General features: G+C 54.3%; 11 protein-coding genes. 2 read left to right on the forward strand and 9 right to left on the reverse strand.

Annotation, left to right across the window (positions count from 1 at the left end):
• The first annotated feature begins 228 nt into the window (after positions 1–228).
• Both ANT_RS13090 and ANT_RS13095 read left to right on the forward strand, forming a co-directional pair.
• The gene (locus tag ANT_RS13090; protein ID WP_013561007.1) at positions 229–879 is read left to right on the forward strand and encodes a peroxiredoxin; all 651 of its coding nucleotides are present in this window, start codon (positions 229–231) and stop codon (positions 877–879) included.
• Positions 880–883: 4 nt separating this feature from the next.
• Positions 884–1,114: a hypothetical protein gene (locus ANT_RS13095; protein ID WP_013561008.1), complete on the forward strand. Its 231-nt coding sequence runs from the start codon at positions 884–886 to the stop codon at positions 1,112–1,114.
• A 58-nt stretch (positions 1,115–1,172) separates the two neighbouring features.
• Here ANT_RS13095 and ANT_RS13100 read toward each other — a convergent pair whose 3' ends face one another.
• From ANT_RS13100 to ANT_RS13140, 9 genes are read right to left on the reverse strand one after another with little or no spacing between them, the layout of a single operon-like run.
• Positions 1,173–3,479 carry a beta-galactosidase gene (locus ANT_RS13100; protein WP_013561009.1) on the reverse strand — a complete coding sequence of 769 codons (2,307 nt, stop codon included), beginning with the start codon at positions 3,477–3,479 and terminating at the stop codon, positions 1,173–1,175.
• Positions 3,460–4,716 (reverse strand): glucoamylase family protein, encoded by a 1,257-nt coding sequence (locus tag ANT_RS13105; RefSeq protein ID WP_013561010.1) that lies wholly within the window; start codon positions 4,714–4,716, stop codon positions 3,460–3,462. The genes ANT_RS13100 and ANT_RS13105 overlap by 20 nt, the downstream gene beginning before the upstream one ends.
• Positions 4,670–5,725, reverse strand: a complete 1,056-nt coding sequence (locus ANT_RS13110) for a LacI family DNA-binding transcriptional regulator (protein WP_013561011.1) — start codon at positions 5,723–5,725, stop codon at positions 4,670–4,672. Before ANT_RS13110 ends, ANT_RS13105 begins: the two co-directional genes overlap by 47 nt.
• Entirely contained in the window at positions 5,718–7,106 is a 1,389-nt protein-coding gene (locus ANT_RS13115; RefSeq protein ID WP_013561012.1) for a glucoamylase family protein, read from the reverse strand. Before ANT_RS13115 ends, ANT_RS13110 begins: the two co-directional genes overlap by 8 nt.
• Positions 7,099–8,031, reverse strand: coding sequence for a carbohydrate ABC transporter permease (locus ANT_RS13120; RefSeq protein WP_013561013.1), 933 nt, complete (start codon positions 8,029–8,031; stop codon positions 7,099–7,101). The genes ANT_RS13115 and ANT_RS13120 overlap by 8 nt, the downstream gene beginning before the upstream one ends.
• A 9-nt stretch (positions 8,032–8,040) precedes the next feature.
• Positions 8,041–8,922, reverse strand: coding sequence for a carbohydrate ABC transporter permease (locus ANT_RS13125; protein WP_013561014.1), 882 nt, complete (start codon positions 8,920–8,922; stop codon positions 8,041–8,043).
• Positions 8,919–11,162: a DUF5696 domain-containing protein gene (locus tag ANT_RS13130; protein ID WP_013561015.1), complete on the reverse strand. Its 2,244-nt coding sequence runs from the start codon at positions 11,160–11,162 to the stop codon at positions 8,919–8,921. The genes ANT_RS13125 and ANT_RS13130 overlap by 4 nt, the downstream gene beginning before the upstream one ends.
• Positions 11,155–13,167, reverse strand: a complete 2,013-nt coding sequence (locus ANT_RS13135; RefSeq protein WP_013561016.1) for a YIP1 family protein — start codon at positions 13,165–13,167, stop codon at positions 11,155–11,157. The genes ANT_RS13130 and ANT_RS13135 overlap by 8 nt, the downstream gene beginning before the upstream one ends.
• Positions 13,164–14,072, reverse strand: a complete 909-nt coding sequence (locus tag ANT_RS13140; protein ID WP_013561017.1) for a carbohydrate ABC transporter permease — start codon at positions 14,070–14,072, stop codon at positions 13,164–13,166. Before ANT_RS13140 ends, ANT_RS13135 begins: the two co-directional genes overlap by 4 nt.
• Positions 14,073–14,080 lie beyond the last annotated feature (8 nt).

The following is a 14,080-nucleotide window of genomic DNA, read 5'->3' on the forward strand; positions in this document are numbered from 1 at the left end:
GCTGGAGAAGTGAAAGGGAACACTCTTTTTTATAATGACTTTCCAATAATAATAAATTTCTAAAGATTGACAAAATCGCTCATCGGGAGTATAATATCATCACACAAAATTAAGCAAAATGGCTTAAGTGTGTAAAAAAGATATACTTTCCAAATCTATCGTAACTTTTTCGGGTAATAATCATCAGAATACATAGAATTTTTTAAGAAGAAAGTGAGGTAATGAACCATGTCTGAACAAATGCAAACCCCTGCTTTTCCCCGTTTGAACGAACCCGCCCCCGAATTTGAAGCCGTGACCACTCACGGTGTCCTGCGCCTGTCCGATTTCCGCGACCGCTGGTTGATTCTCTTCTCCCACCCTGCCGATTTCACACCGGTTTGTACCACCGAGTTCATCGCCTTTGCCGAAATCTACCCCGAACTGCAAAAGCGCGGTGTGGATTTGCTCGGCTTGAGCATCGACAGCGTGTACTCGCACATCGCCTGGGTGCGCAACATCGAAGAGAAAACCGGCGTCAAAATCCCCTTCCCGGTGATCGCCGACCTGAACAAAGAAGTTGCTACCCTCTACGGCATGATTCAACCCGGCGCCAGCAAGACCGAAACCGTGCGGGCTGTCTTCATCATTGACCCCAAAGGCATTCTGCGTGCCATGATTTACTACCCGCTGACCACCGGGCGCAACATGCAGGAAATCCTGCGCCTGATTGACGCCCTGCAAACCAGCGACCAATACGGCGTTGCCACCCCCGCCAACTGGAAACCCGGCGACAAGGTCATCGTCCCGGCGCCCAAGACCGTGGACGCGGTGGACGTCTCACCCAAACCGGGCTACGAGGTCATCGACTGGTACCTGGTGAAGAAAGAACTGAAGTAAGCCTATGGCATGCGTGAATCCGGATGGAACGCTGACCCCATCAGCGCTGACAGTACTGAAAGCAGTACAACAAGCCCCGCAAAAAGCCGAGGTGCTGGCTGAGTCAGTGGGCTTGCCCCTCTTCCGCGTGCGGAGCAGTCTGCGCGAACTGCGCGAAGCAGGACTTCTCAGCGAAACAGATGGAATGTACGCCATCACACCGCAGGGTGAAGAAGCCCTGAAAAAGCAAAGTTAACTCTCCCAAGCCAGAGGAAAATTGAGGGAGCCTGTTGAAAACGACAGGCTCCCTCTATCTAAGCCTTCTGCAGGACAATCCTGCCGGAATACGTTCTCACCCGAACCTGTCCCGAAGGGGACATACCCAGCGTTTTTCCTTCCGCCACCCGATATCCGCTCAGGGTCAACTGCATGGTACTATCCGTTGGCTCGACCTGCAAGATAAGGCTGTCTTCCGTCTCAAATACCCCGGTCACCTCGCCGGTAGAATCATCTACGCGCAAGCCGGGACGCACCTGCCAGTCCAGTGGCAGAATCAACCCGCGGCGGGCGGGCAGGCGCACAGGCTCACCACCAAACAATGGTTTCCCGCTCAAAGAGATTAACGCTTCCACCGGGTCATCCTGATAGTTATTCACGAAAAGGAACTTACCCTTCTCCCCTTCGCTGAGGCGCACATCCAGCCAGTCGCTCATCTCGAACAGCGGCGAGCACTCCATGCGCTGTGCCATGCGCTCAAAAACCGCCAGGTCTTCCAGCGTATTCGCCGCCAGCGCCGCACCCAGCATCATCACCCTGCCTTTGCCCAGCGAACGGACAAAGCCCACGATCTCCCCCTGAACCGTGTGGGCAAATACCTCATCGAAATCGCCTTCGAAACGCTCCACAAATGAAACCGGGATATCGAGCACATCCATAATGTGGATAGTCTCGCCGCGGAAAGGTTCAGCATCATGCACAGCACGGATCCCCAGGGCATCCTTCAAGACGGTGCAGGGATGATGCTGGAAATCTTCCTCGCACAGGCGCCCTGCCAGAATCAGCCTCCCCCCCTGCCGAACGTACTCCACCAGTTTGTGCTGAACGGGAACATCGCACTGTTTTTCCATCATCACCCACAGTGTAGGGGTGCGGGTGGCATCCAGCGGGGCGCGGCTGAGTTCCAGCGCATCGAAGGGACGATGCGTAAGCGCCAGACCGCGGGCAATAAAATCAAACAGTATCACCTCGCGCTGGTGAGTCAGCACATCCGTCTGCAGACGGGTGAAGGAATTGTTGACCTCGGTCATGAAATCATCCAGCACAAACCCGATAGTGGTCACCGTGCGGGGTTTTGCCAGCGTCAACGCCTCACCGTATGTCTGAAGCACCCGCGAAAGACGCGGATAACGGTGATAGTGGCGGCGCAGGGTGCCGTCCTTGCGCACCGGATGCCCCCAATCATGGCGCTTAACCGGGCTGAGGATGGGATGATTCTCCCCGTCAAAAAACAGATAATGGTTGATGGCGCGCATGCCCGTCGACACGCACAGGCGGGTGTGCAAATCGTAAAACGAAGTCTGCGCGCCGCCAAAGTCCTGATTCCCGCCCGCCTGAAACTCGATGGAGAAAAGAGGCTGTTCGGGATGGTGCAGGGCTCTGGTCATCTCGTTGACCAGTAGAAGTTGATGAAAGTTGCCCTCTCCAATCCCCAGAGGATAGACATCCGTGGCGCTGAGCATGCCGGGAATCTGCATCACTTCGGACAGTTGAGAAAGCCCGATGGGGAAAGTCTTTCCGCCATTGCCAAAGCCGTGAATGTTAATCACCGGCGGTACTTCCAAACCGAAAGAATGCGCGCAGTCCACCAGCCATTCGGCATACTGGCGCAAATATGTGCGGTAAAAGCGACGATACTCTTCTACCACCCACCCGCCATGTTCGACATCGGGGTTTTGTAACTGCCGGTGGAGAAATTCCTCCAGTCCATCCATGGGTGCGTTGTCCGGTAAGGTATCTTTCTCTCGCAGGTATGCCGCAAAACGCGCCAGTGTGTCGGGATGGGTATCCAGCAGATTGCGCACCCAGTGAATCATGCCCATTTCGTTGTCCAACTGCACCAGCAGGATTTTGCCCCCGCGGGTGACCTGACGCGGCACCAGCACCCCAAATACCGCGCGATACCACTCCCGCGCCCACGCGAGAAAATCCGGGTGCAGGTAACTGACGATGTTCTGCGGCTTGCCGTCCTGCCCAATTAAAGCCACCTGCGGAGAGCGCACAAAAACCCAGGGTGGGATCCCCTCGTTGATAGTCTCTGCCATGATGTACGGTCCCGGACGCGGGATGATCCACAGGCCCATCGAGGATGCCAGATCCAGGAAACCCTGCAGATTTCGCATGGGATGGGTGTGCCCGTCCAAATCCACCCACTCGGGCTCGGGCTGATGCCACAGCCAGGGAATGTAACTGGCAACGGCGTTGAAACCGGCTTGTTTCAGCAGGTTCAGGCGGTGTTCCCATTGATCGGGCGGTGTGCGGAAATAATGAAATTCCCCTGCCTGCAAAAGCAACGGTTTACCATCCAGCCAGAATTGTCCCTGCTTAACGGAAAATTGTGCCATGCTCCACCTCTCTTCGCGGCACAAAGCGTAAAATTTCCAATGCCGATTGAATCAGCGGACTGTGAGTATAAACGTCCCATATCAACCCGCTGAGGTAATTCTCAATCATGATCATCGAAAGCCCTTTGTTAAAGCCGTAGATATCCTTGCCATACCAGGGCGGAAGCACGTCCAGATTGTAGGCATCGAAAAAGCCATACCTGCCCCAGGTTTGCGGATGCTGATGGTAAAGGTACTCCGCCATTGACAGCACTTCCTCGGGGGCAAAGGGCAGAGATGCCAGCGCTCCGGCAATGGAAACTGTGCCGTCGTGCTCCGGCTCATACAAAGATGGCGCACTGCCATAGACACGATACCCGAAGGGACTATCTCCAGCGTTCAAGCCCCAGGAATTGGCATGATAGGTGCGGTAGCGCAACGCATGCTGCATGCAAAAGGCACGGTCGGCAAGGGTTGCCAGGCGGGTGTTTTCAAACCAGTCCACCCCATCGGGGTCAAGGTACGTACGCACATCCAGCCAGGCTTCGCTCAACTGATAACAGAAGAGATTGCCGCCGGGGTTGATGATGACAGGCTTACCCTGAAACTCGCCCATATCGCGGTTGAAGCCGGCATAAAGCGCCCGCGCCGTCTCCGGCGTGAGGTATGGCGCCGCCAGCAGGTACATCATCTTCTGTTCCGCCGCCATGTCCCACTGGTGAATGAATCCCGGATCGCCATGGACATAATCTCCATCGCGGTCGGGGTTATACGCCATACGGAACAGGGCCTTACCCTCTTTCTCAAAGACAATAAAATCCCAGTCCACACGGTTGAGCAATTCTTGTGCCACCTGCTGGATTTCTGCGTCTTGAAAATAGGCTGCGGCGGTTACCACACCGTTCAGACAAATGGCAGTATCAATGGTAGAGTATTCGCATTGATGAAGACGCTCAGCGGTTTCCATGTTCAGGAAATGGGCAAAAAAACCGCGATGATGCGGGACGTTTTCCAGCAGGGTGCGCAGGGTGCCACGGGTGATCTCCAGGGCGCGCGTGCGGGTCAGCCGATTGCGCTCATAGGCAATAACCCAGCCCGTCAAAGCAAACCCCACACTGGCAATCGACGAAGTATGAGGATCTTTTGTACTGTCCAGCGCCAGCCCAAATCCACGGCTGGCAGGATTCAAATTGGTGGTTTCCAGAAAAAAGTCAATCGAGCGATTCAGTTCCTGTTCGATGATCTGCTGTGCTTTCATGATGTTCCTGTTTAAGCCTTGATGAAGGGGAAATCAGCGAAGAACGGCGCACCACCAGACGGGTGGGCATACGCTGGCAGGTGATAGGCTTGCCTTCTTCGAGAAAATCAATTAACTGCCGCGCAGCGCGGATGCCCCACTGGTAGCGGGACATATTGACCGAGGAAAGCGGCGGGGTGAGCAATGGCGCGACAACAATATCATCAAAGCCCACCAATCCCACATCTTCGGGAATGCGCAAACCGTGTTCCTGGAAGGCTCTCATCAACCCGATAGCCATTTGATCGTTGGCGCAGAAGACGGCATCCGGCACATCCTGAGCCTGAATCATCTCCAAGCCGGCTTGATACCCGGATTTTTCGTTGAAATCCCCCTGATAAACGCGGTACTGCACGCCGTGCTTGTCGGCTTCCTCCATAAAGGTAAGCATACGTTCGCGGTTATCGAACGAATCGCCCGCGCCAGAGACAAAGTTCACCCGCCGCGCGCCCTGCTCCACCAGATGCGCCATCACCTGGCGAACACCGTTGACGTTATCCATCAACAGGGGGAAGAAATAATCCACCTTGAGGAAGCGATCCAGCGCCACAATAGGAAAACGTTGCGAAGCCAGACGGGTCAGAGTCTCGTTTGGGATGCGGGTATCGAAGACAATTGCCCCATCTACCTGGCGCTGAGTCAAAATTTTGCTGACCGCCCGACTGGATGGACAAACAATCAGGTCGTACTGCGTTTCCACCGCTACCGCATGAATACCATCCAGAATCTGCTCAAAGAACAGACCGCCAAACCCGGTGATGAAGACGCCGATGGTGTGGGTTTTGCGCTTCTTCAGATGACGGGCAAAGGCGTTGGGATGGTAATTCAATTCCTCTGCGGCTTTAAGCACCCGCTGACGGGTGGCATCGCTAATCGTTCCCGTATCGTTAAGCGCATAGGAAGCCGCGGCAATGCTTACCCCGGCATGCCGCGCCACATCTTTGATGGTCACACCGTCTTTTTTAGCCATGTTTGTTCAACTGCAGGCGCTCCAATCCTTTGAGAATGTTGGGATTCTGCATCATGACCCGCCAGACCATCTCATCTTCATAATTTGCCAGCATCAGCAGTGAGATGCCCTTATCAATGCCAATCACATCGCTGGCATACCATCTGGCAGTCAAATTATACGCATCTTTAAACCCGTATCGTCCCTTCAGGTTTTCCAGAGTGTAGTAATGAAGCATAGCGCGCAGAGAGTCCTCCGGCGTGAAGACGATTGAGCCAATGGCACCTGCAGGCGGAACGGTATCGTCCACATAATGGGCTTTGTTGTCGAAGCCTGACGGCGGAGCGCCGTACCTGCCTTCATATCCCTTGGGACCATCGCAGGCGGTCAAACCCCAGGCATTGGGACCCAGCGTTAGATACTTTGCATCCATAGCCTCCGCAAAGCGCACTTGCGCCAGCGAGGCTTGCACCGAGTTATCAAACCAGTCCACACCTTTCTGGTCGGTATAGCCGCGAAAATCAATCCAGGCATGGCTGAACTGGTAGGTAAACAGGGAGCCAAACCAGGAATGAATGAAGGGCTTCACCCCTTCCCCATATTTGGCAGTATGGCGGGTGAAGGTGTAGTAAGGTGTGGCATCCACCGGATGAGTGTCCGACCCAGCCGCCAGCACGTAAAGCATCAACTGCTCGGCGTAAAAGTCCCAGTGCCCTTCAAAGCCCTTTTCGGGGCGGTATGCCATGTAAAACATCTGACGGGACTCATCCAGAAACCAGCCCCAGTTCACCTCATCGTACAGACGCTGAGCCTTCTGCTGGACTTCCCCGCCAAAGTACTGCCCCGCCGAAAGCACTCCCATGAACAAGATGGCCGTGTCAATACTGGACACTTCGCTCTGCCAGGCGCGTTTGCCAGTCTGCATATCCACAAAATGGTAGTAAAAGCCCTCCACCCGTTCCATGTTTGCCAGCGTATCCAGTGTGCGGCTGACCCGCTCATAGGCTTGCTCGCGGGTGATATAGCCTTTCTCCACGCCGATGAGATACGCCGTCAGCCCAAACCCCAGCGACGCCATGCTGGCAATGCCTTCCGAGCCGGGGAAGCGGTCGCGAATCAACCCGTAGCCGGGGCTGTCCGGATCGGTATTGGCTTGCTCCCAGAAGAAATCGAACGCCCCTTTCATCTCGTAAGCGATGACCTCTTCAGGGGTGGCAAGAGTCGGGGTTGGCGATGGAACAGGCGAAGGCTCTGCTGTAGGCGTGAAAGTGGGCAACGGCGGAGTGGACGTAGCGCTTGCTGTCACCGTTGGATTCGGTTCAGGAGACAACGTAGCAGAAGGCACAGCGCAGGAAGAAAAAACAAACGCCAGCAGAGAAAGAAAGACAATTAATTTATTCACCGGTAATTCCTGACCTTTCTACAGATTCGACGAACCATTTCTGCATCACAAAGTACATCAGCAGAAGTGGCAAAATGTTAAGGAATGTCCCGCTCATTTTCACCGCTTCGTTGATTCGGTCAAAAATATTAACCATACCCGGCGGATAGAGGTTTTCGTACGCCTGGGTAAACTTTGCCAACTGCATGGGCAGAGTCTGGATTCCCCCTTCGAGGAAAATAACCGTCAGATACGTCTCATTCCAGTACCAGACGATGGAGAAAATGATAGAAATGACATACGCCGGAATTGCCGTCGGCACAGCAATGCGCGCAAAGACCAGCCAATCCGAAGCCCCATCCAGGCGGGCGGCTTCCTCCAGCACTTTGGGCATGGAGATAAAAGTCTGATAGAAGATAAGGATGAAAATGGCACTGCGGTAGCCCTGTCCAAAGGTGGCTGGCAGGATGAGCGACAGAATATTGCCCAGCAACCCCAATTCGCGGTAGGTGAGCATCTGCGGGATGACGGTGGTCTGCGGGGGGATGATGAAGGTTGCCAGAATCAAGCCCATAACCAGGTGCTTGCCTGGAAAACGATAGCGCGCCAGCCCGTAGCCAATCACCGAACACACCAGCGTCTGGATGAGAGACGGAGCTACGCTGACCAGGATGGTGTTCATCAGGTTCACCGGGTAGTTCAGCACCCGAAAGGCTTTGACGTAATTGCCCAGGTACAACTCGGTAGGCACCCACTGCACCATGGGGTTGAGCAAATCCTGCGGGCTTTTGATGCTGGTGACAAACATGAACAACAGCGGGTAGAGGTAAACAAAACCAATAGCAATGAGAAGCAGGTAAAGGAACACGGTGAAGAGCGCTCCGTAACTGGTGCGGCTTCCCAGCAACCACACGCGAATACGTTCTCTGTTCAGCGGAATCTCCATATCCCTCCCTTACCGTTCCTTTGTACCAAAGGTCAACCCGCCGTATACCACAGCCAGCAACAGCACCAGCGCCAGGAAGAAAATGTACGACATAGCACTGGCGTAACCGATACCCCCCTGCACATCATAAGTGCGGGAGTAAATGTAACGGATAACCTCATTCTCAGAGAAGTGCGATAGGGTAATGATCGTATACACCGCGTTGACAATGGTGGTGGGCGTCAACGCCGGCAGGGTAATCTTCCAGAACGATTCCCACGCCGAAGCGCCGTCAATGGCGGCGGCTTCGTAGATGCTGTGATCAATCTTCTGGAAACCTGCCAGGTAAATCAAAATCTGTACACCGGAAAACCACAGAATAAGAATGAACGAGGTGAGCAGGTACTCCACCGGATTGCGCAAATACGTGGGCAGTCCCTGCAGGAACTGCATCACCGCCGCAGAGGATGCCACCTGTGGAGCCGATGCCGCTCCCTGAGCCGCCAGTTCCTTGATGACCGGTCCGCTGGTGATGACCACCGGCAGGAAGAAAATGGTGCGGAACACCCCGCGCAGTTTGAAGCGCAAATTAAGCAACAAGGCAATGATCATGGAGAAAATCAGCACCACCGGCACCGAAACCAGCGTCTTGATGACATACTCAATGAGCAGTTCAACGAAATTGGGGTCGGTGAACAAAGCCCGGGTGTAATTCTGCCACTCACGGAAGTCCATGACGATCCCTGTAGCGGTCACGGTAACCTCATTCATGCTGTAGCGCAGGGTTTCCACCATCGGCGCCAGGGTAAACACCAGAAAGCCCACAATCCAGATGAAGACGAAAGCGTAGCCATGCAGGGCTTCGCGCGTGCGATGCTTCATCTCCCCGCGGAGCAGTTTCTGAACGTTCATGGCGCACCTCCTGTTATCTCGCCCTCCAGCAAAAGCGCGTCCCGCGCCGGGATGGTTACCCCGCCCACCTGCACCGGTTGAGCCGTGTAATTGACCGCAATCTGTTTGCCGTTGCTGTAGGTCACCAGCACCACCCCTTCCTGCACCACCGTCCGCGCAACCATGCTCGCCCCGCGCACCGCGCCTAGACGGGCATTCAGCCAGGCATATACCCGCTCGATTTCTCCGCGCCACTGCTCAATGGATGAGGTATAAATCCAGCGCGAACGGGTTTCAAGGATTTTCGCCGTCTCTTCCTGCGTCACAAAGAACGAGGGATATGCCCCAAAATCGGCGTGGCGCAAGAGGTCTTCCTGCAAATCGGGCGAGAAGTTAAGCGCCTGCCCGTAGTAAGGCACGGAACCGGAAAGCACAATCTGCAAAAACGGCACGGTGTCGGTAGTGTAAAGGTAACCACTGCTGGAGATGGGAAGGTCATATACTGCACTGGCGATGCCCCACAAATAATCATTGGGCGCATACAAGCCTGTAGAGACCGGCAACCCTCTCAGAAAATCCTGATAAGCAAGAATGGTTTGCTCACGGTTCAGCGGTGGTCTGGTACGGTAATCGCTATAGAGCATCCCGCCGATACCGTCCAGCGCCAGCCCTGCCGAAGGGAAATCCCGGGAAAGGTCTGCACTCAGGGACTTGAGGCGGTCGCTGAGCGCCTCAAGGTTGAGGAAGTACTGGGCTTTGTAGCGGTTGTAGCCTGTAAGGTTAAGGTTGGCAATGGAACGCGCCAGGTCAAAACGCGGCGAATACCCGGGTTCGTCCCACACCGCCGCCTGCGGATCAAGGTAAAGGGAGAGACGCCCGCCCTGCTCTATGACTTGCTCTACCAGCGCGCGCAAATCTGCCTTTGAACCCAGCGCTGATTCCAGTCTGAGCGTGCGCGGGAACATGCTCGAAGCGCCCAGTGTCTGCCAGCCGTACAGAATCACCTCCGGGTGATTAACCTGTAAGGACTGGAGAATCTGTCTCATCTGTTCGAAAGTAGTCATGGGAATGGCTTCGTTCCACAAAAGTACCTTCTTGCGTTCGGCGTTGAGGAACTCCAGGCGGATACCGATGTTCTCATCCGGCACAGGAATGGATTTCAACGCCCCCTGGTCTATCAGATACTGCCGGTAACTGCGCGCCATGCCCACGTAATCGCTCTCCCCGCCAGTGAGGAAGCGGTAATGCAGAATCACGTCAAACGCGTTCGTTTGCGGTTGCAAGACCGTCACGCCGGTCCCGGCGCGGTTGGTGGGCTGGAAGTAACTCTCGTTGTAGATGAAAGCATAATGCAGGAAGTTGAACTGGGTGATTATCCCTGCCGGATGGGCTTGAATTTCGGCATACCCTGCGCCGCGCTCCAGCACCGCCAAGTAAGCGTTCTGATGATAGCCATGCACCATGCCAATCACCGGGACAGAAACCCGGAAAGGTCGGCGCAAATCGGGATCGAACGGCATGGAAGTAGTCATACCCAAATCCGCGCCGTACACCCTGCCGTAAAACATGTTCTTGGCTTTGGTCTGCTCGCTGAAGCGGATGAGCGCACCGGAGCCATCGGGCAGGAACATATACCCAGGCACCTCATCTCCACGGGTGGCGGCAAAGAAGGGGTAAACGTACAGCACCCCCAGTTTGAATTTCTCATTCTCCTGACGAATGCGCTCAAAAGGCACTTCCACACGCACACCGTCTTTTTCGAGAATCAGGTTAACGCCAATGGTAATTGCCGGTTCGGTAAAGGTGACCTGCGCCTCGATTCCCTGCTCCACCGGAGTGACCTCGATGGTATGCTTGGCATTGGTGATGGAAGCCCGCTTGGGTGTGGCTTTCTGATCCAGATAATCTATGCTGATGCCGCTTTGCGCAAAGGCTGTCCAGGTTTTGTTCAGACGATCCTCGCGGGTCACTTCGTCCAGATTGGAGTGCCAGACATAGCCACTGCGCCGATCCACCACCTTGAACGCCAAACGCTCAAAATCCACAAACAAACGGTAGGTCTCGTTTTCCGCCACCAGACGGTAAGACTTGGGGATGTCCTGACGAATCTCCCAGTCGGTGCGCAGGGTATCCACATGGGTGTACTGATTGGTGGAATAGGTATCGGACAGGCGCATGGCTTGGAGCGGTTGAACCCCCACGCTCAACACCAGCACCACCAGCAAGAGCACTTTTCCAGAAAAGTTCAGCGCTTTAGCCACGGAGTCTGACCTCCTGCAAAATACCATGAACGAAGTCAAATAACTGCCCGAAAAGCACGTAGAGGATGTAGCCCGTGAGCAGGAACATGCCCATGGTGAAGAGAGTGATGAGGATGTTGCGCACGGTTTCGGAGAACGAATAATTATGAATTTCCATCACCATCAGGAAAAGCATCAAACCCACCCAGGCATACATCAACTGCATGGAGAAGGTGTAGATAAACACCTCGTTGAGGGTTAAGACGTTGGAAAGCAAAGCAATCGGCACACAAAACAGCGCGTAAGGGAATAAACTGTACGCCGTGCCAATGACTACATCGCGCACCCTGCCTTCGCCGTCGCTGATGGTCGAAACCAGGTAGTTGGCGGCGTTCCACAGGAAAATCAGCCCCAGCGTGTAGAGGATTTCATTCTCCACCCGTATAAACGTAGGAGAGGCATACGGATTGAAGGGAAAAGCAGTGAGGTACAGCGAGAGAACACGCGAGGCCACCACCCAGGCATAAATCACAAAGGCAAATCCCAGACTGCCTCGCAATTTCTTCTTGATGTAGTAAAAACTATCGGCTGGCTGTTTAATGAAGCGGAAAAGGAAGACAAAATCATCTACCCACTGATAGCGAGCCAGTCCACCCAGCCACTGCCGCAGAGGATCCAACCAGCGTTTACGGCGTTCGACACGCTGGAAAATGCTCTGCGCCAGCGAAAAGCCAATCAATCCTAAAATAAAGGGAGAAAGGTACTTCTGCAACACCACGTTGCGCAGTTCCCAGAAGGCTTGCGAGTATCCCTGGCGGTCGTAAGCGTAACGGTAGGACTGCAATGCGCGCGGAAAATCGCGCTCTTTGAAGTAGGCATCTGCCAGTGCCTGATACGCCAGGATAAACGAACCGTTATAGGTGAGAATTTCCTGGAAATACGGCTTGGCTTCACTGTAAAAGCCTTCCATGTACAGGCGCACGCCCTGATGCACGCGGTTGGCAAACTCGGTGGCTTTGTAAATCACCACCGCGTTCTTGTCCTTATCTAGCACGTAAATCTGTCCCTGATAACGCGCCACTGCCGTGGGATTGACGAGCGTGCCCATGCGCTGATCGCCCTGGTCTTTGGCTTTGAAGCGGAAGAGCAAAAAGCCCTTGGTGTCGTACTCGTAAATCTCACCCTCGGCGCTTACCGCTACCAGCAAGCCATCCTCGCTGACATGAACATCGCGGAAGGCGGATGAACCCACCATATCGGGGAAGATATTCTTGCCCGCAATGGTAAATTTGCGGATGCTTTTGTTGGGGGACGTCCCAGCAGTGATGGTGTACACCATTGCCTGATGGTCAATGGCAATGTTGGACGGTGAGGCGGCTTCGTTCTTGACGAACTGCTCCAGTTGCTCTTTGGTGAGGAACAGGCGTTGCAACACCATCTTGAGCGACATGGTAGCCGTGTTCGCGCCAAAATAGCCGATAAAGCGTCCGTCCATGTTCATCTGCACCACGCCGTTGACCGAGCCTTCGCTGATAATATAGAGATTCTTGCGCTGATCCACGGCAATCTTGCGCGGGAGAAATTCGCGCGTCTTGCCAAACAAAGGCTCTTTGGGGCGTCCAAATTCCTTAAAGAGAGTGCCGTCGGGCTGGAAGATGAACACTTCGTTTTTCTTGGCATCGGCAACGTAAATCATGCCGTCTTCGTCCACAAACAAACCGGTGGGACTTTGCAAAACACCTTTGCCGATAACGGCTGTTTCCTGCAAATCCTGATTAAATTGCACAATTCTGCCCTTGCCCGTATCCGCCACAAAGAGCGTACCATCGGGCAGGATGACCATATCCTCAGCGCCCGAGATGGGCAAATCCACCTCTGCCACAGGAACGTAAGCGTCCTGGGTCATGAACAAGCGCCCGCCCGGTCCCAGCGCCCAGGTGGTGTACGGCGGGTCGGCGCTGGCTTGCGTTTTCGGCAGAGCAAGCAGAATGAGGAACATCAGCAGGACAAAACGAAACTTTTTCATCCCTTCAGCCCTGAATGAGACATGGTACTCATCACCTGACTCTGCATGAAGATAAAGATGATGAGGTTCGGCAGAAACATAATCAGAGAAGCCGCGGCGGCAATGCCCTGCCCTGCTACCACATTCGCGCCTGTGGTTGTCGATGTGAGCGTGGTGAGGTAGAAGGCAAAGGTCTTTAAACTCTCATTGTTGATGTAGAGTGCCGAAGTATCGGCATTGTTCCATGCCGCCTGGAACGAGAGGATGGCAATGGTGGCAATTGCCGGGCGAATCATCGGCAGGATAATCTGCCAGTAAATCCACACATCGGATGCGCCGTCAATTTGCGCGGCTTCCACCACCTCGTCAGGAATACCGTCAATGAACTGCTTAATGAGGAACAGTCCAACGGGCATTGCCAGCATGGGCAGGATGTGCACCCAGAAGGTATCCATCAGATGCAGGCGCTCGATGATGAGGAAGCGCGGAATGGTCACGGCAATGGGGACAAACATCAGCGCCACCGTGTTGATGGCGAACAGGGTCTGCTTGAGTTTGAAGCGTTTCTTGGAGAGCGCATACGCCGCCGTAGAAGAAACCACCACCGAAGCCGCCACTGTCACCACCGTAACCAGAATGCTGTTGAACAGGTAACGGCTGACGGGGATACTGGAAGCCGACATACGACTGAACAAATCTATAAAATTTTTCAGCGTAGGGTTGACGACAAAGAAGCGCGGCGGGTAGGCAAATAACTCATCCGGCGGTTTGAAGGCATGAGAAAAGATGAAAACCATCGGCAGAAGCATGAACGCCGAGAGGGGAAGCAGAATCAGGTAAAACTTCAACTGGCTGGGATGAAATCCCTGCGGGTTAATGCCGCGGTTGCGGTAACTGGACGAAAATTGAAACCATCTTCTACGCATGGCAAGCC

The sequence above is a fragment of the Anaerolinea thermophila UNI-1 genome (assembly GCF_000199675.1).
Classification (GTDB): Bacteria; Chloroflexota; Anaerolineae; order Anaerolineales; family Anaerolineaceae; genus Anaerolinea; species Anaerolinea thermophila.